The sequence below is a fragment of the Campylobacter hominis ATCC BAA-381 genome (assembly GCF_000017585.1).
In the GTDB taxonomy this organism is placed as follows: Bacteria; Campylobacterota; Campylobacteria; order Campylobacterales; family Campylobacteraceae; genus Campylobacter_B; species Campylobacter_B hominis.
In genome coordinates this window covers 1672308-1699096 of record NC_009714.1, presented here as the reverse complement: position 1 = coordinate 1699096, position 26789 = coordinate 1672308, and the positions used below count along the sequence as shown (strand labels likewise).

The following is a 26789-nucleotide window of genomic DNA, read 5'->3' as shown; positions in this document are numbered from 1 at the left end:
TGATTTTTTTTGACTTTATGTTTTTATTTTGAAATCGATATATTTATATAAAACAGATTATCATTCACAGTTTTTTAAGTAAAATTTTGCCGATATTGACGTAATTTAACACTATCATAAAACTTAAATTGAATTTATTATTTGATGTATTTTTGCTATAATCAGCAAATGAAAAATCAAATTTTAAAATTCGGCACTTTATTTTTAATTATTTACATAAGCTTCATTGCTTTAGGATATTTATTGGCACGCGGTAATTTCGTAAATCCGCTTGCTGCTAAATTTTTTGTGAAAGATATGATAATTTTATCGCTGTTCTGTCTTGCGGCAGCGGAATTTTGGTTGGAGCGCACTAAATTTTTATTATTTTTCGGCATAATTTTTTTAATGATTTTACTGCCTTATACGCTGAAATTTTTTCAAGGCTCTTCGGGCATTGTGTCGCGCGAAGTAAGCGCGAATTTTGCCGTTTTCAGCTTTTTTGCATTTATTTTAATTGTGATTTTAAATTTTATAAGATTTAAATTTTTACGATTTTTAATTTTATTATTGATTTTATTGTCAGATATTATATTTTTGAGTTATTTTTTTATAACCGGGGCTGTTTTAAGCGACGTTGCAATTATCAGTATGCTTGATACGAATTTTAATGAAGCGACGGATTATATAAAAATTAATTTAAATTTTAAAGTGATTTTGGAAATTTCGGTTTTTGTTTTGCTGCTTGCATTTTTGACTTTAAAATTCAGAAATTTCACTTTAAATAAAAACAAAATTGTATTTAAAATTTCTTTAATCTTAGTAACAATTTTCTATTTTGTATCACAGATGAATTTAAACGAAATGAATTTTTATAAGATACTTTATAAAATGACATTATCTCACATACAATCCGTAAATTCTTATAAAAATAATTATGAAAGTCGTATAAACGGGATTTCGGTTGATAAAAATTCTACCCGAAGCGGACTTTTTGTATTGGTAATAGGAGAAAGTCAAAATAAAAATCATATGAGTGTTTATGGTTATGAAAAACTTACTACACCGCATTTAAACGAACTTGCAAAAACAAAAAATGCATTATTTTTTCAAAATGCATTTTCAAACCATACTCTTACCGCACAAGTTATTTCACAGTTTATTACATCAAAAAATCAATATAACAATATTTCTTTAAAAGATGCCGTTTCTATCATAGAATTAGCAAATTTAGGCGGTTTTGAAACAATTTATCTTAGCAATCAGGCTAAATACGGAACTTTCGGTTCGCCATTATCGGCACTGTTTTTTGATGCGAAACAAAAAATTTGGAGTATAAAAATCGGAATTATTGCCAGAATTGATAATTTTTATCGCCCTGAAGCGCCTTACGATGAGATTTTGTTACCTAAGATAGATGAATTGAAATTTGGCGAGAAAACTCTTTTAATCATTCATCTGATGGCAAATCACTGGATTTATGAAAAACGTTATCCGAAAAATTTTGAAAAATTTGCCTTAAAATACGATAATGCGGTTTTGTATAATGATTTTATCGTGGATAAAATTTTAAAAAAACTTCAAAAATTTCCAAATTTCAAGGCTTTGATTTATTGTTCCGATCACGGCGAAGATATGAAATTTATGCACGATCCTTCCAAATTCAGTGTTTCTATGATAGAAATTCCGTTTTTTATATACTTCAGCGATAATTTTATAATGCAAAACGGGGATATTTTTGCAAATTTAAAAGCAAATGAAAACTCATTTTTTACAAATGATCTGATTTTTGATATGATGAGCGGAATTTTAGGCCTCAAAAGTAAAATATATGAGCCGCGAAATGATATCTCAAACGCGCTTTACGATGATAATAAGAGCAGATTTAAAACAATGAACGCAACAAAAAATTTAATTGAAATTTTAAAATTTTGATATAATTCGCCGAAAATTAAATGAATTTTATGCAAATCAATTTGGAAAAAGTTAAAATTAAACAAGGTCGGAAAAATTTCGGTAGGCGGATTTTTAGCACTTTTTTTGTGTAAATCAAAGGGAATTTTCAAATGTCCGCTTCTAAGATGAGTGGATTTTACGCTGACTACGTTTGATTTTCAATGTTTTAATCTACTTATTTTAATAACGTCAAAGTTGCTTTTATGGCAATTTTCCTGCCATCAGCCAAATAAAACGGGCGAAACTCAGTTTTTCAGCGTCTTTGATGATATATGGTTACCGCTTTGATAAATATTTTTTTAAAGAAGTTAAGGCTGATTTCGGTATTTGCTAGTTAAATTGCGGTGATTTGAGTTTTTTTGGCAAAGCAGGGTGTTTCTATTTTATTAAATGCCGCGTTGAGTGCAGTGGGATAATTTTCGTAGCGTTTCAGTCTGTAAATTTTACCGATGTGGTTATTCCGCGTACTTTTCTATAAAACGTGAAAAAATATTGTTTTTATGTTTTGCGGAAATTTTGCAAAGGCGAAATCGGTATTTATTTACAGCTCGCACCATTTCGGGTTTTTACAAGCACTCATTAAATTTAGCCTGCAGAAGATGTATTTTTCGGTTGCAGAGGTTTTGGCAATGTAAGGGCTATCTTATTTTACATAAATTTTACTGATTTATCTGGATTTAAATCACGCATAAAATTATAATTAAGTTATCTATATTTCAAATTTTATAAAATTGATAAACATATAATCGCTATTGAAAAATGCAAATTTATTTTCATAAAAATATGCAGGCGACATTTTAGATTTACATTATTTTATTTCACAAATGCCGTTAATATTTGAATTTTTTATTATGGAAAATTTGTGCGCATTTGATTTATGCAAACCGTCAATTTAAAGCTTTTCGGTTGCTTTGCTTAAAATTTTATTATTTTAATTTTAAATAAATTTTGATTGTTTTTATAGAAAATATTTTTTTAAATTTTTTATATTTCCGCTTTAAAACAGGATTTATGATAAAAATTTCAAAATTTCAACTTCCAAAATTTCATTTGAAGCTGAAATTTTATCTTTAAAAGAACGGTTGAATGTTCGTTGGCGTTTTGCAAGTTGTGTAGTATGGATTGTGATTAGATTTGCAAGTTTCGCTATTTTAAAAAGTTCAAAATCGTCTGAATTTTTAAATTTTGAATTGAAAAAATATTCAAAATTTTGCGGGCTTATTTCCCAAAATTCCAAAATTTCAGTTTTATTCAAAATTTTTGCTGTTTTTTTTGCCCGTGAAAATTCGCGCTTTAAAATTTCAGCTTCAAATTCTCCTGTATTGTATAAAAGTTCTCCACACTCTTTAAGTCCGATGGAGCCAAGCGGCTTTGCACCGCTGTAATTTTCAAATAAAAATTTCGCTTCATCCAAAATTCCCGCTTCAATCATTTTTGCCGTTCTTGCGGCTATTTTTTGATTTAAAATTTCTTTTTTTGTTGAAATTTCAAAAATCTTTAAATTTTTAATAATCGGCGCGCTTGTATTTTTTGCCAAAAATTCGCTTGGAATCTCGTTTGTAGCGCGATATATGCTATACCATTTTTGCAAGCGATAAGTATCATTTTGACTGAATTTTGCGGCAAATTTCGGATCTTTTTTTTCGGCTATGGCAAAAATTTCGGCATTGTTTAAATCACTTTTAAAATTTGCTATTTTCGGTGCAAGACCGCTTATCATCGCTTTTAGATAAAATCCGCTTCCGCCTGTTATTATTAACGGGACGTTTGCATTTGAGGCAAAATCTTTGGCGCGCTTATATTCTTTAATAAATTCTCCGACGCTGAAATATTCATTCGGTAAAACCAAATCGATTCCAAAATGCCTTGTGCTTGCAAGTTCGGCTTTATTCGGTTTTGCACTTGCGATATCGATTTTTTTGTAGATACTGAGCGAATCAAGGCTTAAAATTACGCCGTTTTTTTCATTCGCGATTTTTATGGCAAGATCGCTTTTGCCGCTTGCTGTAGTGCCGATAAGAGCCAATTCTTTAAACAAATTTATTTCCTATGAAACTATTATTTTTGACAAAAATTTTATCATATAATAGATTTTTTGCAAAATTTATAAATTTTACTGAAATTTTATATAAATCTCGCAAAAATAATTAAACGGCGGCAAAATTTCGGCAAAAAAATCGTTTTATTTTATGATGAAAAATGCATTCGATTTTTGGAAAATCTTATCTTTTGCGCGCCTGTCATAAAAATACAGTAAAAATTTCGTGATTAACATCAAAAATTACAGGATCTGTTTGCAGTCAGGTTTTTGAAGCACAAGATAAAACGGATTATTTTTAATTACAACGTAAAACGTCAAATTATGCAAGTTTTGTTAAAGATGGTTAAAATGATAAATTTTTTCATATTTTTAAAATGGTAAAAACGATACAGCGTAAAAATTTGATTTAAAATCATAAATAAAATTTTTATAGAAATGCCTAAAAAATCGCCACTTTTTTATTATGGCGCTTATAGGAATGATAAAGTTTTTAAACGAAAAAACAAAATTTTATGAAATTTAAGCTTTGCCAAAAAGCTGATTGTCGTTTTCAAACTTATCTAAAAATTTTTCTTTAAAAAGCGGAATTTCATATATAAAAGTTGAGCCCGCGCCGAAATTTGAAATTACATTTTTTTTGATTTTGTATTTATCGCAAATATTTTTTACAATCGCCAGTCCAAGTCCGAAGCCGCCGCTGCTGAGATTTTCTCTTTCGTATCTTTTCCATATTTTTTTAGTATCTTTTATGCCGATTCCATTATCTTTTACGCAAAATTTCGCGAAATTTTCATCATTTGCAAGCGAAATTTCAATTTTTCCGTTTTCATTTGTATATTTTATAGCGTTATTTATCGTGTTGTCGATTAAGCGCGTAAGTTCGATTTCGCTGATAAAAATTTCTAAACCCGGTTTAATTCGGCTTGAAATTTTGATATTTTTTACATTTGCCATTATGTGCGAGAATTTTATTCTATCATTTAAAAATTTGCTTATATTCATTCGCTTCGCTTTAAAGTTTATATGTCTGTTTTTTATGAAGTATTCCACGTCTTCGTAGGTCAGTTTCATCTGTTTTAGAGCTGATTTGATACGGTGAGTATATTTATTGTGAATTTGAAGCATTTCTATATTTATCATCGCCACGCCAAGCGGAGTTTTCAGTTCGTGCATACAATCATTGAAAAATCTTTTGGCTATATCTTCTCTTTCCTGATAAATGATTTCCGTTTTGTTGTATATAAATTTCAACAAAAACGCACTTAAAAAAATTGCTGAAATTTCAAAAACCAAAAGCCAAAATTTAAAACCGAAAAACTGGAAAACAATGCACGCCTGCAAAATAATAATACAAAAAAGCCCGTAAAATGCCAATTTTAAATTTTTAAACATTGATTTTATATCCTAATCCGCGACTTGAAATAATTAAATTTTTAGCGGTTTTGGCGCGTATTTTTTGTATATGCACACGCACATCGATATCTTTTCCGTTTTCTCCCCAAATTTCATCTATCAGCTCTTCCGTGCTTACAAATTTATAGCTATTTGCAAGTAAAAATTCCAAAATTTCAAGTTCTTTTGCGGAAAGTGAAATTTCGTTTTCATTAAATTTTAAAATTCTTTCGTTGGGATAAAATTTGAAATTATCAGCTATAAGCACGAAATTTTCGCCGTTTGCATAATGCTTTTTTATAGGTTCCTTTACGCGAAATTTAAGTTCCGCCAAATTAAACGGCTTTTTCAAATATTCGTTACAGCCAAGCTCATAACCTGTCGCCAAATCTTCAATCGCAGTTAGTGATGTCATCATCATCGTCGGCGTTTTAAGCCCTATATTTCTTGCGTATTTCAGTACTTCAAAACCTGAAATTTCAGGCACTTTTACGTCCAAAATTAAAAGATGATATGAATTTTTTGCGATTTTGGTGCAAGCTGTTTCACCGTTGCCAGCTTCGTCAACTTCGTAACCAAGAGAACTGAGATATTCAGCTACGCTTATGCGGTAGCTGAAATCATCTTCAAGAAGTAAAATTTTCAATTTCCGCCTCCGTTTTAAAGTGGCGGAAATTTTTAAAATTTACGCCCCTATGCAAATTTGTCCGGCATAGACGATATAATATCTTAGCAAAACTACACCTACTAAAACTACAAGTGAATTTAGCACGATAAAAGTCGGTTTGTATACATGATTTTTAAGAGCTGTTGCCGCTATTATTATAGGGACAATAAGTCCGATTCCAATAACTCCGATCCATAAAATTTTGCCGAAATATTCATGGTTCAAAGCTTGAGACGCGGCTACAGCTGAAATTCCTCCTTCAAAATACATACCGATAAATAAAATAAATAAAATCGGAATTTCAAAGAATATCGCTCTTAAATCAAGCATTAAAAGGTATTTTATACTATCTTTATTTAATGAGCCTTTAAAAAACCACATACCGATTAAAATATTTGCCGCAATTCCGCTTGAAAAGCCGGACAGCAAAAACAAAATCGGTAAAATAGGTGTATTCCAAAGAGGAAGTTTTGCTACCGCCGATAGCAAAAATCCTGTGTAAATTCCCACACAAATCGCCAAGATAAAAAGTATATATTCCATTTTTTTGGCAATACCGGAAAAAGAGCGAATAAATTTTGTAACGGGTTTTAAAAAAGCCAGAATTTTTGAATTTTCTATCTCTTTTTCAAAAATTATAATTGCAAACAAAAATGCAAACGGCGTATAAATCAATAAAAACAATACACCAAGACTCATAACCGATAGAAAGTTATATTTTATTAATAATATATAAAACGTAAACGGTTTTCCAAGATCCGCAATTAAAAGAAATAAACCGATACAAATAGCTATAGGACCGATAAGTGCGCCTGCTTTTACCATAGCGTCCCAAATGGATCTTGTGTTGTTTTCGTGTCTGTTCCATTTTACAAGCAACGCTACCATTACGGAGCCTGCGCTAAGTCCGGCTAAAAATAGATATAAAACAATCGGCCAAGACCAATAAATGGCTTCAAATTGCGCCATGCTTCCCCACATATTATTCATATCGTCCCCCTTTTTTATTTTTTATAAAGACCAGGCTCGGATGAGTTCCGAATTCCGCTTTCGGATATTCAACCGCTTCTTTTGAAAGAACTTTGCTTACTTTGCTATTTTCATCGTTTATATCACCAAAAATAAGTGCATCTGTCGGACAAACACTGACACAGGCGGGTTCTAATCCTAAAGATGTACGGTTTTCAAAGCAAAATGTACATTTTCCAATCTCATTTGTAATCGGATCTACAAATCTTGCGTCATAAGGACAGGCTAAAATGCAGTATTTGCAGCTTACACAAAGATTATGATTTATCAAAGTTATTCCATTTTCGGTTTTAAAACTTGCTCCTGTCGGGCACACTTCTACACATGGACTGTTTTCGCACATTACACAGCTATGCCTTGTAAAATCGGTTTTCAGTTTCGGAAAAATACCTTTCATTTCGGCATGTACCTGCACACGATAAACACCGTCCGTTACATTATTTTCATTTCGGCATGCGACAGAACATGCTTGACATCCGATACATAAATTTTCATCGTGAATCATTACAAATTTTTTCATACTATGCCCCTTATAACTTTATAATATCAACGCCAACATTTGTTACCATTGTGCCGCAAATTTTACCGTCTGCAGGATTTAATAAAATACTGTCATTTATGCCTTTGCTATTTGCGCGACTCATTTGCGGCGTGTCATGTCCAAATCCGTGATATACAAAAAGCGTATCTTCGCGAATCCCTTCCGTTACAAAAATTTTACCTTTTGCTTCGCCGAATTCATTTTTAAGCATAACTTCATCGCCTGTTTTTAATCCTTCGCGTTTTGCGGCTTTTGTATTTATCCAAATCGGAGATTCGCTCATCATATCATTTAAAATTTTGATATTATGCGTATGACCATTTGTATGAATAGGCGTTTTTCCGCTTGTAATGCAATATTTGTGAGAGCCGAATACATCCATATCTTTTGCATTTAAGCAACCTTCTCCAGGAAATCTCTCTTCTACATCGGCTAAAAAGAGTTCAATTTTTCCGCTTGGAGTTTTAAATTTTATTTGAGAGCTCATGATTCCGTTCTCATCTACAAATTGTGCTGCTGAGGGATAAACTTCTATAAATTTTGATACAAACTCGGGTTCTGCATAATAAAGTTTCGGAACTTTGTAGCCGACATATCCTTTTTTTATCAGGTTTGCCAGCAAATCTGCGTTTCCTTTGGCTTGAATCATACGAAATTCATCAATATTTTTCCATTTATAAAGTTCGTCAATTTTCATAATTCTTGCAAGTTCGCGGAAAATTTCATATCCGCTTTTTGTATCGCCGATCGGCTCTATTGTTTTTTGACGCATATAAAATCCGGGAGCGGTTCCTGATTTGTCCATAATACTTTCATCACGTTCCAAATATGTACTTTCTGGCAAAACTACATCGGCGTATTTTGTAAAATCATTCATATAAATGTCAATTGAAACTATAAAATCAAGTTTGTTTATCGCTTTTATTTGATTTTTTACGTTTGCAACGTTTATCAGGCTATTAAATCTGGTATTGACCCAACCTTTGACAGGATACGGTTTCTCGTTTAAAATTGCCGGAACTATATCCATTAAATACCGTGTTTGCGAGGTATAAAAAAGTGTTTTCCGTCTTCACCGCTTCCGTCGATTCTTTTGCCTTTCGGTATTTTGAAATCTTTGTCCGGATTTGTGATTGTCGGAAATTTATCTTCACCGATCAGTTTGTTAAAAACTCCTGATCCTTTTTTAAAGAAAATTCCGCCTTTCTTTTCCACATTTCCCATTAAGGCATTTGCTATGCAGATTGCTCTTGTTCTTTGATATTCAGCTCGTGTTGTTGTAGTTTTATGACCCCAGTCAATTATTACGGCAGGAGCTTTCTGCCAAATTTCATTTGCTATCCGCTCAACCGTTTCGGCTTTAATTCCCGTTATTTTTTCTTGCCATTTCGGTGTTGAATTTTTGGTTGCTTCGATTACGTGCTCAATTCCTATCGTGTAATCTTCTATAAATTTTTTATCATATTTTCCGTCTCTTAACCAAACGTGAATTAATGCCATTACAAAAGCCAAATCAGTTCCCGGTTTTATAGGAAGCCATTCATCGGCTTTTGCAGCTACAACGCTAAATCTCGGCTCTAAAACTACAAGTTTCGTATCTTCTTTTTTTGCAAATTTCGCTAATTTTTTTGTATTTGATATATCAATTCCTTCAAATAAATTATGTCCGAAATTTATGATATATTTCGATTCTGTAAAATCTCGCGTCATACCGCCGCCAAAAGTGTGAGAAAGAACCGTATTGTAAGTTATAGGGCAGCAGGACCAGTGCGAAAAGATATTTTGGCTTCCGTAAGCACATGCAAAATTTGTCATTTGACTATGACTTTCACCGGCTTTTGAAGTAAAAATTACGCTTTGCACGCCATATTTTTCTTTTATTTCATTTAAATTTTCGGCTACTAATTCAAGCGCTTCATCCCAACTTGCTTCACGCCATTTTCCTTCGCCTCTTTTTCCGGTGCGAATTAACGGTTTTATCAATCTTTGTTCGTCATAAACCTGATTAAAACCGCTTCCGCCGCGCGCGCATACAGACGTTTTGTTTGAATTGAAATTCGGGTTTCCGCTTATAAATACGCCTTTTTTGTCGACTATTTTTGCCGTTATTGCACATCTACTGGAGCACATTTCACAAATACTGTAAACAAATTTTTCGCCGCCGTTTGCCATATTTGTAGCTATTTGATTTGCATTCAGATTAAGACTTGCCAGAGTGCCCACCGCAACGCTGCCTTTTAAGAAATTTCTTCTACTTTTATCCATAAAATCTCCTTTATGAAAAAAATTTATATGATTTTAAAATTTCAATGTAAAATGTGTGTTAAATTCAAAAAAATACAAGAGCAATGATATATAAAATTTTATAAGGTTTATAGATTTATATAAATTTTGAAAGTAAAATTATGCTAAAATAACAAAATTTAAAAATTTTAAGGAGGAAATATGAGAAGTGATGTAATCAAAAAAGGTTATATAAGAGCGCCGCACAGATCGCTTTTGCGTGCTACCGGTTTAAAAGACGATGATTTTAAAAAGCCGTTTATCGGTGTTTGTAACAGTTTTGCAGAAATTATTCCGGGACATTTTTTCTTAAATAAATTTGCCAAGATTATAAAAGATGAAATCAGAAAAAACGGCTGTGTGCCGTTTGAATTTAACTGTATAGGCGTGGATGACGGTATAGCGATGGGGCATGACGGAATGCTTTATTCGCTTCCAAGTCGTGAAATAATCGCAAATTCCGTTGAAACTATGATGAATGCTCATAAGCTTGACGCACTTATTTGCATACCGAATTGTGATAAAATCGTACCGGGAATGATAATGGGAGCACTTCGTGTGAATGTGCCTACGATTTTTATAAGCGGCGGACCGATGGCAGCAGGTCGCGGTAAAAACGGAGAAGCGCTTGATTTAAACTCAACTTTTGAAGCCGTGGGCGCATATGAAGTTAAAAAAATTAATAAAAAAGAGCTTCACGATATCGAGTGTGCTGCATGTCCAGGAGCCGGAAGCTGCAGCGGAATGTTTACAGCAAATTCCATGAATACTCTTTGCGAAGCGATGGGAATAGCTTTAAAAGGAAACGGCACAATTTTGGCGATGACGAAAAATCGCAAAAAACTTGCTAAAAAGGCGGCAAGAAGAATTTGTGAAATCGCCCTTGATGATAAATTTAAAATTCGAAATATAATAAATAAAAAAGCGGTTGAAAATGCTATGGTAGTGGATATGGCGATGGGCGGAAGCTCAAATACTATTTTACATATGTTGGCAATTTCAAGGGAGGCCGGTTGCGCGCTTGATATAAAAGAGTTAAACGAAATCAGCAAAAAAACGCCTCACATCGCAAAAATTGCACCAAGCAAGCCTGAAATTCATATGCAAGACGTTCATAACGCAGGCGGAATAAATGCAATAATGAATGAGGTAAAAGATTTACTTCATTTAGATAATCTTACAGTTACAGGAGAAACTTTAGGCGAACGCATAAAAGGCGCAAAAATCAAAGATGAAGACGTTATTCATAAAGTGGAAAATGCCTATTCGAAAGTTGGAGGTTTGGCTATTTTATTTGGAAATCTAGCGGAGCAGGGCTGTGTTATAAAAGCGGCCGGAATTATAGGCTCTAGAAAATTTAGCGGAAAAGCGATCTGTTTTAACTCGCAAGATGAAGCAATAGAAGGAATTTCCGGCGGAAAAGTAAAAAAAGGCGATGTTGTCGTCATTCGCTATGAAGGTCCGAAAGGAGGCCCGGGAATGCAAGAGATGCTAAGTCCTACAAGCTTAATTGTAGGTCGTGGGCTTGGAGCGGATGTGGCTTTGATTACCGATGGTCGTTTTAGCGGTGCTACAAGAGGACTTTGTATTGGACATGTAAGCCCTGAAGCTGCCGAAGGCGGTATGATAGGACTTTTAAAAGATGGCGATATAATTGACATAGACGTTGATAATTTCTCTATAAATGTACGCTTAAGCGAAGATGAAATCGCTGAGCGAAAAAAAGAATTTAAATACGGCGGTAAAAAAGTGCAAAGCAGGTGGCTTCGCCAATATCAAAAACTTGTAACAAATGCAAGCAACGGAGCAATTTTAGAAGCGTAAAAATTATAAATGTTAAATAGCTATCTAAAAAATATTGAAGATGAAAATTCATTTTTAGAATGTATATACTTATCAAAATTTGATGAATTGGAGAAAATCTTTAATTCATCAAATTTGTCAAATGTAGAAAAATTTTATATTCACCATATTTTCAAAAATCAAAATTTTAAAAAGCGAAAATTTTGAGAATTTTCAAAATTTAAAATTTCTAAAAGAAAATATTATTGAAATTTTATCGTATTTGCAAAAAATAGGTATTGATAATGTAAAATTAAATTTTAAAGAAAAAATTAAAAATCAAATTTTACTTTTAAATAAGCAAAGAAAAATTTTGTTAAAAGAACTTTTGATTGTACCTATCCAAGAAAAAGCATCCTTAACACTTTCTGGAACATTTGTTTGATTGCCATCTGACATAATTAATCCTTTTATGAAATATTTTAATTACATAATGTATGTTAAAGTCAAAATATCAAATTTAACCTTACCAAACCTATCTTTTAATTCTTTATTTGCTTCAACCGATACTATATATTTATCGTTTTTAAATATATAGTATTTTTTAAATCTAAATAGATTTAGTATGAAAAACATAGTTGTGATTATAAGCTTAAATGCAAAAATTAGTGGCAAAAGTATTATATTTTCAAATTTATCATTAAAATTTTTATAATTTGGCTTATAATTTTTTGCTTCTCCATTTAATGGAAAAAATCCATAAGAAATTTCTAATTTATCATTAAAATCAAGCTGTATAATGTAATCTATAGCCTTAGAAAAATTAGATTTACGCTTATAGTCGTTGCAAATCAAGTAGTTATCATGAATACTAATGTAAATTTTACGCTTACTATCAATAAATAATAATATATAAAAATAAATACCTCCAAGTATTCCTATTATGCCACAAACCAAAGCCCCTTTTCTTATATACTCATCAAACATATCTGGCTGCGACTCAAGACTACTGATAGTCAAATATAAAAACAGTGGAACAAAAATTGTGATATTTATAAAATTTATTTTAATTTTATGTCTATTTTCTACAAAAATCGGCTCTTTATCATAGTCTCTTGTGGTGGGTTGCTTTAAAAGATCTTGAATTCTTGCTTGCTCCTGCCTTTGTTTTTTATCTATTTTTGCATTCACTCTTTTTTCAAATAGCTTAACATAGAGCCAGTAAAAAACCAGCACGATAAAACCATAAATTCCAAAACAAAACATAATAAATATGGCGTTCATTTAAATACTCTTTTTTTATTTAAAAGAATAAAAAATTTATTATTATTCAAAATTTACCCTTTCTTCTTGTGTATCGGTTTTGTGTTTTATTATATTGAAATTTAAAATGTAATAAAATACAAATCGGTATTATAATTAGTTTAAAAAATTAAATACTATCTTACTATCATTTTATTAACTAAATATTTGTAAATTTCCACTGTTTCTTTTACCTATAAATTCTATAAAATTTCCGTCTTTTTCATTTGAATATGAGTTTAAATCTTGTATGATTTTATTTACATCATTTAAACTTAAAATTTCATCTTCAGAAATTTTGTTTATGTAGGTCATAGGATTTGAAGCATTTATGTCGATTTTATTTAAATCGTAAGTTTGAATATATCTTGCAAATTTAGGATACATTTTCATACAAAAATCTTTTGTAGTTTGATTGTTTTGTTCTAACTCTTGTATCATAAATTCTTTTTGGGTTATTTTGGGATTTTTTATAACCTTGCCGTATTTTTTATATAATGATCTGCCGCTTCCTGCAACCGATAAAAATTTGTTAATATATGCTGCATTTTGGGGAATTTTTATTTACGGCGTCTTTTTTTGTTTTATGATTTTTTAATTTTATTCCAATTTTTATATTTACCGTAAGTTTTCAAAATCTATCATTATTAAGCGATTTCTTTGGATTATTATTGTCGTTATTATGTCAATTTTTGTTACCGTGCATTTTTTGTCAAAATTGCCCATATATTTTCAAAATTTAATAATTAATTATTCCGATTACTTCATCAGTTTGAGTGATAAATTGATATATTTATTTTATACTTATTTATTCGGTAGTTTTTTGTTTTTATTGTTTTTAGGTTTAATTAAAAAATCTTTTTATGCTTTTGCAGCATTTTATTACATGTTCTTTTTTGAAATATTATTTTTATTGATTTTTTTAAAATATTTAAGTTTTTATATTCTTTTAGCGTTTATTTTGCTCGGGTTTTTTAATTACGTTTTAGCAACAGATAAAAAATTCGATTATAAATCATCAATTGTTTTATCATGTTTTTTTATTTTTTTATTATCATTGATATTTTCTTCGAAGATTGCAGGAATTTCTTATATAGCGAACTATTATGAAGATTACAAAATAGAAAATAAAGGCTTTTTAGATCAAGATTTAATGGAAGTCATAAAAATAATTGATTGCAAAAAATTAGAAATACCGTCAAAAGACGATATTTTAAAATATAAAAGAACTTGCGTTTCAAGCTACGATGAAAATAATACGCTATTTAAAAATTTGTTGTTTCGCACAAAATTTGACGATAGATATTATTTTAAAATAGATTTTAATCAAACTTTGCAAAAAGATTTTGTTGTAAATAAAGTTTTTGTAAAATAACCAAAAGCTATTTTACAAAATTCTTAGCTTTCTTTATAAATTTTATCTTCAAATATAAACTTATGCTCTTCCGGCAAAGCTTCGAAAATGGCATAAGCAAGTTTTCTTATTTCCCAAAGAGCGGATTTGCTTGTGCGAAGTGAAAGAAAATTTTGCAAGGATCGCGCATTTATCGTCCAGGTAAGTTCCGTTTTGTAACTTTCAGGCAAACAATATTTTGCGATATCAAGGCTTACGTTTGTATTTAAAATTTTGCGTAAATTTTCAAGTGCGGTAATAGAAGCTTTATCAACGTCGGAATTTCCCGTAAAAACCAGATATTTTTCGGCTCGCTTTAAGTCATCCGCGATAAATTCCTGCTCGTTTTTTAACTCTTTTAATGTATACCTTGTAGATTTTACGCTAAGACTCGCCATTCTGTGGCGTGCCAACTCTTGCAAAAGTGCGCGCGAAATTTCTTTTATATAAAAATTATAACTTAAATGTTCCAATGTGGAAGCGTGTTTGAATTTATTGCCGACTCTATCTATGAGCTCACAATCTTTTTCACCGCCATTATCGCCTTTTGCGAAACTTTGCCAGCAAGTTCTTGTAGCGTGTGCACAAACCCAAAGCGGCGTGAAATTTAGAAGTTTTATCTGCATTTTATGCCTTATTTCAAAAAAAAATTTACTATAATATAACTGAAATTTGCAAAAAAAACAATATAACGGAAAATTATGGAAGAAGTAATAAAATTAGTTAAAAAATAGGAGAAAAAGAGATGCGAAAAGCAATTTTTTTGTATCTTTGATATACGTTATTATGCTTGTAGGATCGATTTTTTTAAGTAATCTTTTGATTTCTATTGCAGTGTTTCTTTTAATTATCATGACAGGAGAAATTTTTGGTTCTTATATTATTGAATATAACGATATTTTAGACAGCATAAAATTTAATAAAAAATTTAAAGTTTACGGCAGCGACTAATTTGAGACGCGTTTTTACTAAGTTACAGCTTTATGGACAGAATTTAAACCTAAAAAAGAAAGAAATTTTGCTTTTATATTTGACGATAATAACTTTTATATTTTTATAAAAGATAAAAAATAAATCTAAAGGAAATTTGTTTAAAGATGACGCAAATAACGAAATTACAAAGCAAATTAATGGCGAAATTTCAGAATTTTTATCTATCATAAAAGTTTTGAGTTTAACCGTTAAAATTTATAAATGATTTAAACATTAATAAAAGCGTTATCGGCGCCTACGCAAATCAACGGCTTTAGATGTTTAATTTGGCAGAGAAGAATTTTAACCGCAAACAAGACAGGAAAAATAAGCTCCGCGCTGATTTAAATTAATAATTGTTATTAAAATAATTTATTCGTTTAATTAAAAATTATATAATCTCTTTAAATTATTTTAAGGAGAAGATATGTCAAGTTTAGAAAAAAAATACGATCTGTTTATTAATGGAGAGTTTGTAAAATCAAGCTCAAATGAGACAATAGATGTCTTTAATCCATCAAACGGAAAAATGCTTTCTACTATCACGGATGCCACAAAAGAGGATGTCGATAGCGCTGTAAAAGCGGCTAGAAAAGCTTTTAATAAATTTAAACATTCTACTGTAAATGAACGCTCGATCATACTGAATAAAATAGCTGATATTATATATGAAAACAAAGAATTTTTGGCAAAAGTTGAAACTATGGATAACGGAAAACCGATTAGAGAGACTTTAAATGTTGATATTCCTTATGCAGCTGAGCATTTTAGATATTTTGCCGGTGTTATTTTAGGCGAAGAGGGAAGTGCAAATGTTTTAAACGAGCAGCTTTTAAGTGTGGTTTTAAGAGAGCCGATTGGCGTTGTAGGACAGATAGTTCCTTGGAATTTTCCATTTTTAATGGCAGCTTGGAAACTGGCTCCTGTTATTGCAGCCGGTGATACAACTGTATTTAAACCGTCAAGTGAGACAAGTCTAAGCATTTTGGAGCTTATGAAACTTATCAAAGATGTGGTGCCAAAAGGTGTTGTAAATGTGATAACAGGAAGAGGAAGCAAATCGGGCGAATGGCTAAAAGAGCATCCCGGTATTGATAAGCTTGCATTTACAGGCTCAACAGCAGTCGGTAGAGATGTAGGAATTGCAGCGGCTAAAAGAATTATACCTGCGACTTTGGAGCTTGGCGGAAAAAGTGCAAATATAATATATGCTGATGCCGACATAGAAAAAGCACTTGATGGTGTTCAAATGGGAATTTTATTTAATCAAGGACAAGTTTGTTGCGCAGGAAGCAGGATATTTGTAGAAGAGGGCATTTACGATGAGTTTATAAAAAAGGCGGTCGAGAAGTTTAAAAATATAAAAGTAGGAGATCCGCTTGATAAAAATACTCAAATGGGTTCTCAAATCAATAAAAAACAAGCTGATAAAGTGCTTCATTATATAGATATCGCCTTGGAAGAGGGCGCAAAAATCGTAGTTGGCGGTAAAAGATCAGCTGCCGGAGAAGCATTTATAGAGCCTACTTTAATTGTAAATGTAACAAATGATATGAGAGTAGCACAAGAAGAGATTTTTGGGCCTGTTGGCGTTGTTATTAAGTTTAAAAACGAAGATGAACTTATAAAAATGGTAAATGACAGCGAGTATGGTTTAGGCGGCGGTGTTTTTACAAAAGATATTACAAAAGCGTTAAGAACGGCAAGAAGTATGGAAACCGGAAGAGTTTGGATAAACTGTTACAATCAAATTCCGGCAGGTGCTCCGTTTGGTGGATATAAAAACTCTGGTATCGGCAGAGAAACTCATAAAATGATACTGAATCATTATACTCAAGCTAAAAATATTATGATTGATCTGACAGGTAAAACATCGGGTCTTTACTAAAATTAAGCCCCATAAATTCGGGGCTTTTAAATTTCTTATAAAATCTTTTCTACATAATAACATTTTTGCTAAAAAATCTTTTATGGTATGAAAAGCTGTTTTAAAAACATAATTTATGTAATTTAATTACCGCATTAGACATTCAAAGTTTTTAAGAATTTTGTCAATATTTCAAATTTTATTGATAAAATTTCATAAAAAATGAAGTATATAAATATCTCATATACTTCATTTTTTTAAAGCAAAATTTGGCAATTTATTGTATTTTATTTCAAGCATTACAAAAATACCGCAAATATTACACCAAAAACAATTAACGGTATGTTAAAAAATATAAACGTAGGCACGCAAGTATCCCAGACATGATTGTGATTTCCATCAGCGTTTAATCCGGAAGTAGGTCCAAGGGTGCTGTCGCTTGCCGGGCTTCCTGCGTCTCCGACGGCCGCCGCGATTCCTATAAGTAAAATTGTAGCCGGAATGCTAAAGCCAAGCGTGCTTGCAAGCGGACAATAAATCGCTGCAATTATTGGAATTGTACCGAAGCTTGTGCCGATTCCCATTGTTACAAAAAGACCTATTACAAGCATTAAAATTGCGCCACCAAGTTTTCCGTTAGAAAAAGAAGCCGCTAAATTGACAAGTTCGTTTATTCCGCCCGTTTCACGAATGACTGCGCCGTAACCTGCCGCTACCAGCATAATAAAAGCTATAAAGCCCATCATATGTACGCCGCCGTTAAAAGTTTCATCCATTTTTTTATACTTGATTCCTCCGGTTAAAATCATAGCGATAATTCCTATTAGCGCAGCCAACGGCATTGATGAAGATAAAAGTTGCACGATAAAAGTTGCCGTAACTCCAATTAGCACACCAAATTCTTTATATGTCATTTTCGGTTTTTCATAATTTATTTTTTCATTTTCGGTTTGATTGTTTTGCTTATATTCTCTAGGTTTTCTAAAATACCAAACGGCAAGAATAAGCCCAAAAATCATAGGAATCGCTGATAGCCACATAACAGAGCCGATATCGCTAATTGCGACATTTATTCCATTGTGTTGCAATTCTTTTTGTATAAGTCCGAAAAATATCAATCCAAAACCGAGCGGCAAAGAAATATACGGCGTTTGAAGAGCAAATGTAAGAGCGCAGGCTACGGCGCGTCTGTCGATTTTCAAACGATTCATCACGCTAAGAAGCGGTGGAATTAAAATCGGTATAAAAGCAATATGAACAGGTATTAAATTTTGCGAAAAACATGAAAAAAATGCTATTGAAAATATAAAAATATATTTTTTGCCGGTTATTATAGAGGCTACAAAATTTACTAGAATTGTCGTAAGATTTGTTTTCGAAATCGCTGTTGCAATTACGCCAAGAAGTATATATGAAAGCGCGGTTTCCAAATTTCCACCCATTCCGTCTATGAAAAGAGATAAGGCTTTGTCCAATGGAATCGAACTTAAAAACGTAGCAATCATTGCAGAAATCAAAATCGAAAGCATCACATTACATCTTAAAAGGCATAGTGCCATCATCACGATTATACTCACTAAAACAGGATTTGTCAGCATTTTTTTCCTTAAAATTTAAAATTTTCGCGAAGAGTATAACGAAATTTAACTAAAATTACGAAATTTCAGTTTAAAAAATATTATGAAATAATTTCCTGTTTGTCAGTAAAGTTGAAATAATGCTTTTATTATAAAATTTCGACATAAAGCGCCAAACAAAACAAACTAACAATTTACTAACGGTTAGTATAAAAACGTTTTTATGTGATTACCATCGGTAAAGAAAAATATTTTTTTAATTAAATATTTCAATGAATGTTTAAGACTGACGAAAATTTTTAAAATATTTTATAAGCAAAATTTTTGTATAATCATAAGTTTTAATACACAGGAGAAAAATTTGGAAAATATACGAAATATTGCAGTTATTGCGCACGTAGATCACGGAAAAACGACAATTGTAGACCAACTTTTAAAGCAATCAGGAACTTTTAATGATCACGAAGTCGTAGGCGATCGCGTGATGGATAGTAACGATATAGAAAAAGAGCGTGGAATTACTATTTTATCAAAAAATACTGCCATTAATTATAATGGCGTTAAAATCAATATCATAGATACTCCGGGTCACGCCGATTTTGGCGGAGAAGTAGAACGCGTGCTAAAAATGGTTGATGGCGTTTTGCTTTTGGTTGACGCACAGGAAGGCGTAATGCCTCAAACTAAATTCGTCGTTAAAAAGGCGCTTTCTTTAGGTTTGCGTCCGATTGTCGTAATAAATAAGATTGATAAACCGGCTGCAAATCCTGACAAAGTAATAAATGAAATTTTTGATCTTTTTGTAGCGCTTGGCGCAAATGATGAACAACTTGATTTTCCGGTTATTTATGCGGCTGCAAAAAACGGTTATGCAAAATATGCTTTAGACGATACAAATAACGATATGAAACCGTTATTTGAGACTATTATAGCCCATGTGCCAAGTCCTAGCGGAAAAGATGAAAATCCTTTGCAACTTCAAGTTTTTACGCTTGATTATGACAATTATGTAGGTAAAATCGGCATTGCAAGAATTTTTAACGGCAAAATTTCAAAAAATCAGAATGTAATGCTTATAAAAGCCGACGGCACAAGACAAACCGGAAGAATCAGTAAGCTTATCGGCTTTTTGGGACTTCAAAGACGTGAAATAAACGAAGCAGGAGTTGGTGACATCGTAGCAATTGCCGGATTTGATGCGCTTGATGTAGGAGACAGTATAGTAGATCCAGCACATCCTAAACCGCTTGAAGCTTTGCATATCGAAGAACCGACTTTAAGCGTAATTTTTAGCGTAAATGATGGACCTTTGGCAGGAACGGAAGGAAAATTTGTAACTTCAAATAAAATTGACGAACGTTTGGAAAACGAAATGAAAACAAATATTGCCATGCGTTATGAAAATGTAGGAGAAGGAAAATTTAAAGTAAGCGGCAGAGGCGAACTTCAAATTACAATCTTAGCTGAAAATATGCGTAGGGAGGGCTTTGAATTTTGTCTTGGAAGACCCGAAGTTATTGTAAAAGAAATAAATGGCGTAAAATGTGAACCTTTTGAGCATTTGGTTATTGACGCGCCTGATGAGTGTACCGGAGTTGTTATTGAAAAGCTTGGTAAACGCAAAGCCGAAATGAAAACAATGGTTCCTACGGGTGATGGCCAAACACGCCTTGAGTTTGAGATTCCGGCGCGCGGATTAATAGGCTTCAGGTCTCAATTTATGACGGATACAAAAGGCGAGGGCATTATGAATCATAGCTTTTTGGAATTTCGTCCTATGATAGGAAATGTCGAGCATAGAACAAACGGTTCATTGGTAAGTATGGAAAACGGTGTTGCGCTTGCTTATTCTCTTTGGAATCTGCAAGATCGCGGAGTTCTTTTCATAGCACCACAAGCTAAGGTTTATATAGGTATGATAATTGGTGAGCATAGTAGACCGAACGATTTGGACGTAAATCCTATCAAAGGCAAAAATCTTACAAATGTCAGAGCTAGCGGAAGTGATGACGCGATAAAATTGGTTCCGCCAAGAATTTTAAATTTGGAGCGAGCGCTTGAATGGATTGAAGAAGACGAGCTTGTTGAGGTTACGCCGCAAAATATTCGTGTTAGAAAGCGCTATTTGGATCCTATTACACGCCGTAGAATGGCAAATAAAACAAAATAATCTTCTAAATTTCGGTGAAATTTAAAAATTTCAAACGATTTTAAAAATTTCGCCGAAGTTTCATCTTTTTATATTTTAATTTAAAATTTTACGTATTTGCAGTTGGTATAATTTCAAAAGTTTTAAGAAATAATTTATTATCAGTTAAACCATAAGTTTCAAAAGTGCTTTAAGATGGTAAACGCAAAATGACAAAGCATATAAAAATATTTAAATAAATTTTATAAGAAAGAAAAAATAATTTTAATAAATAAAATATAGCAAAGAGCCGTAGATAAATACATTTATAAGATTTTGCAATTGACTTAAGTTTTTCAAATTTTTTAGTAAAATATTATTTCTTTACTAAATAACTGTATTTTAAAACTGATTTATGGCTCTTTTTTGGCTCCGCTTCGTCATTTTTATATATAAAAGATAAAAAATCAAAATTGTTTAATTTAAAAAAAATATTATGAAATTTAGTTTTTCTTAACTAATTTAAAACCAAATTTTATTAGATTAAATAGTAAATTTATATCTATTTTTGAGTTTAAATTTATGCTTATCGACTAGAGTTTTATGTATACGATACACAGGAATATTTGCTTATTATCTCTTAAAATTATACTCAAAGTGGACTCGCATTTTAGATTTATAATCCAAATTCGTCTTTTACAAGTCTAATTTTTATACCATTTATTTTCATAATTGCAGCAAACAGTTATTTGCTTTTTTTGTTTTCTGAAAAATAGCGATTTACGAATTTTAATAAATAAAAATTCCGCTTTTACGTTGAAATTTAATTCAATAAAATTAAAAATTTTATCCGGTTTCACTTTTTAACCATTTTTAAATATTATCTTATACTGTTTCGGATTTTATCGTAAAATTTTGTTAAATAAATTACTTTTTGTAAATGTTGAAATTTTAAATACATATTTTTTTGGTTAATTTATTGTTTGTAAAATTAATTTAAATTTTTTTATTAGTTATTTAATTGAAATTTGCCAATTTCCGCATTTTTAACACTGGCTAATTTAATATACAAACAAAATTCTAACGTTTTGTTAGTATCTAACCGTATTTTCTACTAACTTTTTCATTTTTTATACGATAAGCATTTGAATTTTATAGTTTTCTATAATTTCAAGAGCTCTGCTTGCTAACATTTCAGGATTATCTATAACTTTTGGATTTTTACTTGCAAAATTTACGGCTTTGTTGTTTATGTCAAAATTTTTATCCATTAAGGCTCTTCTTAAATCTCCATCACTTAAAATAGCAACTAACTCACCGTTTTTATCTACTAACAAAACATTTCCAAGTTTTCCGTGTGTTATCGAATTTATCGCGATTTTCAAACTGACAATGCTTAACGGAATCGGTTATATGTATAATTAAAATTTTAATCTTATGGATTTTAAAAACATTAAATTGTCGCTAACATCTGAAGCTTTAATTTCTTTAGAGAATTCTTTACCGTCGATATTTAAAGGTAGTAATTCTATTGAAATTTCCAAATATTTTTTAACTGTTGATACTCTGAGTGTTTTAAAATTGATAGTTTAAATTTATATGTTGATAAATTATAAGTGAATTATATCTTATTTTGAAGTTGTTTCTGCACTTTCGGATTTGAATTTTCTAATACAAATTTTTGGGAATTTTTTAAAATTTCAGGTCTTAGAACAACATTGCCTAGTTTATATACACCATGAACATTACCAAAACTTGCTGCAATTGTAAATTTATCACTTATTTTACCAAGTCTTTCAAATGCTTGAGCAACATCTTTTGGCTGAGTATATAAAAGTGCATTATCAACATTTGTATTATCAACACCATCTTCTTCTCCACCAGTTACTCCAAGCTCAATTTCCAAAGCTATGTCTAATTTGCTTAGAGTTTTAAGATACTCTTCACAAGTACTTAAATTTTCATCCAAACTCTCAACGCTTAAATCAAGCATATGAGAAGTAAAAAGTGGTTTTTTAAAAAGCTTGATATTTTCTCTACTAGCTTCAATTAAAGAATCAATCCAAGGAAGAAGTTTTCTAGCAGCATGATCAGTATGTAAAATCACAGGAATGCCATAATGTTTTGTTAGCAAATGAACATGTCTTGCTCCACTTATTGCCCCCAAAACATCGGCTTCTTGGCAGGTTTTTCCTGCCACAAAACCTGCTCCACCATTTGAAAACTGGACTATTACGGGTGAATTAACTTTTTTTGCGCTTTCTAAAACTGCATTTATAGAATTTGTTCCAACTACATTATAGCAAATCCCTCACTTATAAAGCTTGATCGCTTCATCGCCGCCTAAAACACCTGCATTTACAACATCTAAAACATCCATTTAAAATCCTTATTTTTTATATTCAATTTTTGCTTTTGATTTTAAATCTTTTATTTTTTTCTCAAAATCTGCTTGAAATTTCTCTTGTTTTACAATGTTTTTGATATGGTCTTTAACTTCAGCTAGATCAAGTTGCTTTTTATCTTTTGCATCATTTTTAAGTATTATATGATAGCCAAATTTAGTTTTTACAGGAGTTTTAGTAAGCTCACCTTTTTTAAGCTTATTGGCTGCTTCACCAAACTCAGGAACCATTTGCTCTTTTACAAAGTATCCTAAATCTCCACCATTTTGTTTACCACTTGGATCAAGACTTTTTTCTTTTGCAATTTCAGCAAATTTTTTCTTTAACGCATCACCTTTTAGCTTACTTAAATCAGCTATAATTTTTTTAGCATTATCTTCTTTTTCAACTAAAATATGGCTAGCTGCAATAGATGCCGGCTCAATAAATTTATCTTTGTTTTTATTATAAAAATCTTCTATTTCTTTATCGCTTACTTTTATGTTGTTAAACTCTTTTTCTTGCCAAGTTCTTAAAGCAATATTATCTTTTGCAATTTCAAGCTGTTTTTTATAAAGCTCATCTTTTTCAATACCGTTTTTTTTAGCCTCATTGATTAACAATCTTAAATCAATTGCCTTATCAATTACTTGATTTTGAAGTTCAGCTGGAAGAGCTTCAAAATTAACTCCCGGCATTCCTGCAAGCATAGGTGTAAGATCAGCATCAGTTATGTCCTTTCCATCAACTGTTGCAAAAACTTTAGCATTTAAATTCATAGCTACTGCTAAGCTTAAAGCTGTAAATAAAACTTTTTTCATATAAAACCTTTCTTAAAAAATTAAATTATTATATCCGGTAATGGCAAAGAAATACTTAATTTTTGCAAAATTTAGGCTAAAATTCTTAAAATGAGAATCAAAAAAAGAGATAAATTTAATAAAAGAGTTATTTCTAAAGCATTTTGACAAACCAGTTACAGAACTTAAATTTAAAAATCTTTATGAGTAGTAGCTTTGCATTACATTATTAGCTAAACGTATCGACAAAAGAGTAAAATCAGATTTACTTAAATTTCTTGAAAACTTGTCAGTTTTAATAAATTAGGAATTTTTATAACCAAATCAAATATAGTTTTTCTAAAAAACCGCATCTATTATGTTTATAAATTACAGCAAACAGTTATTTGCTTTTTTGTTTTCTGAAAATAGCGATTTACGAATTTTAATAAATAAAAATTCCGCTTTTATGTTGAAATTTAATTCAATAAAGTTAAAAATTTTAGTTTTGTCATTTATTTTACTCTATTTTTTGAAATCGGCTCACTTAAAATTTAACTATTTTTCTTATCAGTTTTTAATAGGTATTTGTATTTAATCTTAACTTGCGCAATATTAAGTTCATTTTTAAAGTTATTTTACTTCTTTATATCATAAAAGGCTTCTTTAGCTTTAAATATATTATATTTTGTTTAAATTACTAAAAAGCGGTAATTTTTTCATCTATTCTTTGTTAGTTTTAATAGCTGCTTTGTATAGAGTTAAGTTGCTTAAATAATTACATGTTTAAATTATTTGCTATATTTGTTTTATTAAATTTCGATAAACAATTACAAAAAATATTTCTCATGCTTTCAAAATAAAATTTTAAGTATAATTTAATTTTCAATTCATTATTCTGTTATTTATACAGCAAAATTTTAGAAATTTCAATCTTTATTGTATAAATTGAAAAATTTTAACAATCTAATTCCAGTTATTGCTAGTATTTGATATTATTTTCTTTTAAAAAGCCCCTTAATTCTTCATATTCACTATTTGTAAAATATCTCCATTTGCTTTCTTTTAACATTCCAAGATCTATTATTCCAAAACTGACACGTTTTAAGTCCATAACTTCCAAATCAAAATATCCAAAAAATCGGCGAAGTTCGCGGTTTTGTCCCTCTTTGATTAAAACGCGAAGTTTTGTATATCCGCCGCTGCTTCCAAAAATATCAAAAGCTACGAATGGTGCAAAATTCATTGATTTTATCTCTGTTTTAGGATGAGCGCCTTTTGTGGCATCTTTTGCAAAAAATCCATCTTTCATAGCGGTTTTAATTTCATCTGTAATTTCGCCTTTTACTTTAAGATAATACTCTCTTTCTATATTGCTTTGCATTAAAGCAGTCGCAATTGCCGGCGCATCTGTCAAAAGCAAAAGTCCTTCACTTGCATAATCCAATCGCCCGATACTTACAAATTTTGAAAATCCTTTCGGTAAAGAATCGTAAATTGTTTTTCTTCCTCTGTCATCTTTTTTACTAACTAACTCGCCTTTTGGTTTGTTATAAATAATCATTGTAAAATCTTTTTTGAGCTTTATCAAATGCTTGTTTATGCGTATTTTATCACTTTCGTTAATTTCTATAAAATCACTGATAATACGTCCGTTTACACTGACTTTTCCATTTTTTATCAGCTCATCCGCTTCACGCCTTGAATAGCCGGTATTGTGGGAAATAAATTTATTCAGTCTCATTGATTATCCTGTTTTAAATACCGATTTTCATCAGATCATGTATATGAAGTGTGCCGATCGGTTTGTTGTTTCGCACTACGATAAGCATTTGAATTTTATAGTTTTCTATGATTTCAAGAGCTCTGCTTGCTAACATTTCAGGATTATCTATAACTTTTGGATTTTTGCTTGCAAAATTTACGGCTTTGTTGTTTATGTCAAAATTTTCATCCATTAAGGCTCTTCTTAAATCTCCATCACTTAAAATAGCAACTAACTCGCCGTTTTTATCTACTAACAAAACATTTCCAAGTTTTCCGTGTGTCATTGTGTTAATGGCAATTTTTAAACTAACATCGTCGCTAACAATCGGTAAATCATCGGTTCGCATAACATCGCTAACTTTTAAAAATAATCTTTTTCCAAGACTTCCGCCTGGATGAAAATTTGCAAAATCCTCTTTTTTAAAATTTCTTTCGTGCATCAAACAAACTGCTAACGCATCTCCTAACGCTAAAGTCAGTGTGGTTGATACGGTCGGAGCCGCTCCTAAAGGGCAAGCCTCGCGTACGATATCAAGGCTTATAAAAACATCCGCCATTTTAGCAAGTGAGCTGTTCGGGCTTTTTGCCATCGCTATGATTTTTACTCCAAATCTTTTTAAATGCGGCAAAATTCTAATCAGTTCCTCACTTTCACCACTATATGAAATAGCTAGCACCAAATCGTTTTTGCTTATCATTCCAAGATCGCCGTGTAGTGCTTCCGTAGGATGCACAAAAAAACTTGGTGTTCCTGTGCTTGCCATTGTTGCGGCGATTTTAGCGCCTATGTGTCCGCTTTTGCCTACACCGGTTACGACTAATTTTCCTTTACATTCAAGTATCAATTTGACGGCTTTTTCAATCTCATTGCCAATTAAATCAATATGTCTTATAAGTTCGTCAGCTTCGAGTTTTAAAACATCTTTTGCATTTTTTAAAATTTCATTCAT

Annotated in this window: 20 protein-coding genes and 2 pseudogenes; 6 read left to right on the top strand and 16 right to left on the bottom strand. The window is 31.2% G+C overall.

The features are described from left to right. Positions 1-243 precede the first annotated feature (243 nt). On the top strand, positions 244-1914 hold the full coding sequence (locus CHAB381_RS08275) for a phosphoethanolamine transferase (protein ID WP_041570546.1): 1671 nt from the start codon (positions 244-246) through the stop codon (positions 1912-1914). A 1030-nt stretch (positions 1915-2944) separates the two neighbouring features. On the opposite strand, the gene miaA is transcribed toward CHAB381_RS08275, so the two are convergent. The 7 genes from miaA to CHAB381_RS09055 form a co-directional block, all read right to left on the bottom strand. Then, positions 2945-3973, bottom strand: coding sequence for a tRNA (adenosine(37)-N6)-dimethylallyltransferase MiaA (gene miaA / locus CHAB381_RS08270; protein WP_012109592.1), 1029 nt, complete (start codon positions 3971-3973; stop codon positions 2945-2947). A gap of 522 nt (positions 3974-4495) precedes the next feature. Further along, positions 4496-5368, bottom strand: coding sequence for a sensor histidine kinase (locus CHAB381_RS08265; RefSeq protein WP_012109591.1), 873 nt, complete (start codon positions 5366-5368; stop codon positions 4496-4498). Continuing rightward, complete coding sequence (locus CHAB381_RS08260) at positions 5361-6014, bottom strand: response regulator transcription factor (protein WP_012109590.1); 654 nt, start codon at positions 6012-6014, stop codon at positions 5361-5363. Before CHAB381_RS08260 ends, CHAB381_RS08265 begins: the two co-directional genes overlap by 8 nt. Before the next feature lie 39 nt (positions 6015-6053). Then, on the bottom strand, positions 6054-7025 hold the full coding sequence (nrfD, locus tag CHAB381_RS08255; RefSeq protein ID WP_012109589.1) for an NrfD/PsrC family molybdoenzyme membrane anchor subunit: 972 nt from the start codon (positions 7023-7025) through the stop codon (positions 6054-6056). Next, positions 7018-7584, bottom strand: a complete 567-nt coding sequence (locus CHAB381_RS08250) for a 4Fe-4S dicluster domain-containing protein (RefSeq protein WP_012109588.1) — start codon at positions 7582-7584, stop codon at positions 7018-7020. The genes nrfD and CHAB381_RS08250 overlap by 8 nt, the downstream gene beginning before the upstream one ends. 10 nt (positions 7585-7594) lie before the next feature. Beyond that, entirely contained in the window at positions 7595-8635 is a 1041-nt protein-coding gene (locus CHAB381_RS09060) for a molybdopterin dinucleotide binding domain-containing protein (protein ID WP_223429406.1), read from the bottom strand. Next, positions 8635-9870, bottom strand: a complete 1236-nt coding sequence (locus tag CHAB381_RS09055) for a molybdopterin-dependent oxidoreductase (protein WP_223429407.1) — start codon at positions 9868-9870, stop codon at positions 8635-8637. Before CHAB381_RS09055 ends, CHAB381_RS09060 begins: the two co-directional genes overlap by 1 nt. Before the next feature lie 180 nt (positions 9871-10050). Here CHAB381_RS09055 and ilvD point away from each other — a divergent pair, with 180 nt between their 5' ends. Beyond that, positions 10051-11712: a dihydroxy-acid dehydratase gene (ilvD, locus tag CHAB381_RS08240; protein ID WP_012109587.1), complete on the top strand. Its 1662-nt coding sequence runs from the start codon at positions 10051-10053 to the stop codon at positions 11710-11712. A 444-nt stretch (positions 11713-12156) separates the two neighbouring features. Here the strand turns inward: ilvD and CHAB381_RS08235 are convergent, their stop codons facing one another. Together CHAB381_RS08235 and CHAB381_RS08230 are read right to left on the bottom strand one after the other, a co-directional pair. After that, positions 12157-12954, bottom strand: a complete 798-nt coding sequence (locus tag CHAB381_RS08235) for a hypothetical protein (protein ID WP_012109584.1) — start codon at positions 12952-12954, stop codon at positions 12157-12159. Positions 12955-13128: 174 nt separating this feature from the next. Further along, positions 13129-13413, bottom strand: coding sequence for a hypothetical protein (locus tag CHAB381_RS08230; RefSeq protein ID WP_012109583.1), 285 nt, complete (start codon positions 13411-13413; stop codon positions 13129-13131). Positions 13414-14029: 616 nt separating this feature from the next. Between CHAB381_RS08230 and CHAB381_RS08805 the strand changes: the two genes are divergently transcribed. Next, a complete protein-coding gene (locus tag CHAB381_RS08805; protein WP_143297194.1) occupies positions 14030-14347 on the top strand; it encodes a hypothetical protein in 318 nt (105 codons plus the stop codon). 23 nt (positions 14348-14370) lie between these two features. Here CHAB381_RS08805 and thyX read toward each other — a convergent pair whose 3' ends face one another. Further along, positions 14371-14991, bottom strand: coding sequence for an FAD-dependent thymidylate synthase (gene thyX / locus CHAB381_RS08220; RefSeq protein WP_012109580.1), 621 nt, complete (start codon positions 14989-14991; stop codon positions 14371-14373). Positions 14992-15764: 773 nt separating this feature from the next. On the opposite strand from thyX, the gene CHAB381_RS08210 reads away from it, so the two are divergent. Beyond that, positions 15765-17225 (top strand): aldehyde dehydrogenase family protein, encoded by a 1461-nt coding sequence (locus CHAB381_RS08210; protein ID WP_012109577.1) that lies wholly within the window; start codon positions 15765-15767, stop codon positions 17223-17225. A 278-nt stretch (positions 17226-17503) separates the two neighbouring features. Here the strand turns inward: CHAB381_RS08210 and CHAB381_RS08205 are convergent, their stop codons facing one another. Beyond that, on the bottom strand, positions 17504-18802 hold the full coding sequence (locus CHAB381_RS08205; RefSeq protein WP_012109576.1) for a Na+/H+ antiporter family protein: 1299 nt from the start codon (positions 18800-18802) through the stop codon (positions 17504-17506). Between the two features lie 340 nt (positions 18803-19142). Here CHAB381_RS08205 and typA point away from each other — a divergent pair, with 340 nt between their 5' ends. Then, the gene (gene typA / locus CHAB381_RS08200; RefSeq protein WP_012109575.1) at positions 19143-20951 is read left to right on the top strand and encodes a translational GTPase TypA; all 1809 of its coding nucleotides are present in this window, start codon (positions 19143-19145) and stop codon (positions 20949-20951) included. 1088 nt (positions 20952-22039) lie between these two features. On the opposite strand, the gene CHAB381_RS08195 is transcribed toward typA, so the two are convergent. The 3 genes and pseudogenes from CHAB381_RS08195 to CHAB381_RS08185 all read right to left on the bottom strand — a co-directional run bounded on the left by CHAB381_RS08195 (position 22040) and on the right by CHAB381_RS08185 (position 24114). After that, positions 22040-22294, bottom strand: coding sequence for a CBS domain-containing protein (locus CHAB381_RS08195; protein WP_012109573.1), 255 nt, complete (start codon positions 22292-22294; stop codon positions 22040-22042). A 287-nt stretch (positions 22295-22581) separates the two neighbouring features. After that, a pseudogene (gene fbaA, locus CHAB381_RS08190) lies at positions 22582-23289 on the bottom strand (class II fructose-bisphosphate aldolase); the annotation flags it as partial. Between the two features lie 9 nt (positions 23290-23298). Then, on the bottom strand, positions 23299-24114 hold the full coding sequence (locus tag CHAB381_RS08185; RefSeq protein WP_012109571.1) for a peptidylprolyl isomerase: 816 nt from the start codon (positions 24112-24114) through the stop codon (positions 23299-23301). Between the two features lie 109 nt (positions 24115-24223). On the opposite strand from CHAB381_RS08185, the pseudogene CHAB381_RS08800 reads away from it, so the two are divergent. Then, positions 24224-24301: pseudogene (locus CHAB381_RS08800) on the top strand (endonuclease III); the annotation flags it as partial. A 753-nt stretch (positions 24302-25054) separates the two neighbouring features. Here the strand turns inward: CHAB381_RS08800 and CHAB381_RS08180 are convergent. Continuing rightward, positions 25055-25816, bottom strand: a complete 762-nt coding sequence (locus tag CHAB381_RS08180) for a pseudouridine synthase (protein ID WP_012109569.1) — start codon at positions 25814-25816, stop codon at positions 25055-25057. Positions 25817-25829: 13 nt separating this feature from the next. After that, entirely contained in the window at positions 25830-26789 is a 960-nt protein-coding gene (locus CHAB381_RS08175; RefSeq protein ID WP_012109568.1) for a KpsF/GutQ family sugar-phosphate isomerase, read from the bottom strand.

Coding starts and splice junctions, on each gene's coding strand:
- CHAB381_RS08265 (WP_012109591.1), bottom strand. CDS start 5,368: ATGTTTAAAAATTTAAAATTGGCATTTTACGGGCTTTTTTGTATTATT.
- nrfD (WP_012109589.1), bottom strand. CDS start 7,025: ATGAATAATATGTGGGGAAGCATGGCGCAATTTGAAGCCATTTATTGG.
- CHAB381_RS08250 (WP_012109588.1), bottom strand. CDS start 7,584: ATGAAAAAATTTGTAATGATTCACGATGAAAATTTATGTATCGGATGT.
- CHAB381_RS09060 (WP_223429406.1), bottom strand. CDS start 8,635: ATGGATATAGTTCCGGCAATTTTAAACGAGAAACCGTATCCTGTCAAA.
- CHAB381_RS09055 (WP_223429407.1), bottom strand. CDS start 9,870: ATGGATAAAAGTAGAAGAAATTTCTTAAAAGGCAGCGTTGCGGTGGGC.
- ilvD (WP_012109587.1), top strand. CDS start 10,051: ATGAGAAGTGATGTAATCAAAAAAGGTTATATAAGAGCGCCGCACAGA.
- CHAB381_RS08235 (WP_012109584.1), bottom strand. CDS start 12,954: ATGAACGCCATATTTATTATGTTTTGTTTTGGAATTTATGGTTTTATC.
- CHAB381_RS08230 (WP_012109583.1), bottom strand. CDS start 13,413: ATGATACAAGAGTTAGAACAAAACAATCAAACTACAAAAGATTTTTGT.
- thyX (WP_012109580.1), bottom strand. CDS start 14,991: ATGCAGATAAAACTTCTAAATTTCACGCCGCTTTGGGTTTGTGCACAC.
- CHAB381_RS08210 (WP_012109577.1), top strand. CDS start 15,765: ATGTCAAGTTTAGAAAAAAAATACGATCTGTTTATTAATGGAGAGTTT.
- CHAB381_RS08205 (WP_012109576.1), bottom strand. CDS start 18,802: ATGCTGACAAATCCTGTTTTAGTGAGTATAATCGTGATGATGGCACTA.
- CHAB381_RS08185 (WP_012109571.1), bottom strand. CDS start 24,114: ATGAAAAAAGTTTTATTTACAGCTTTAAGCTTAGCAGTAGCTATGAAT.
- CHAB381_RS08180 (WP_012109569.1), bottom strand. CDS start 25,816: ATGAGACTGAATAAATTTATTTCCCACAATACCGGCTATTCAAGGCGT.
- CHAB381_RS08175 (WP_012109568.1), bottom strand. CDS start 26,789: ATGAATGAAATTTTAAAAAATGCAAAAGATGTTTTAAAACTCGAAGCT.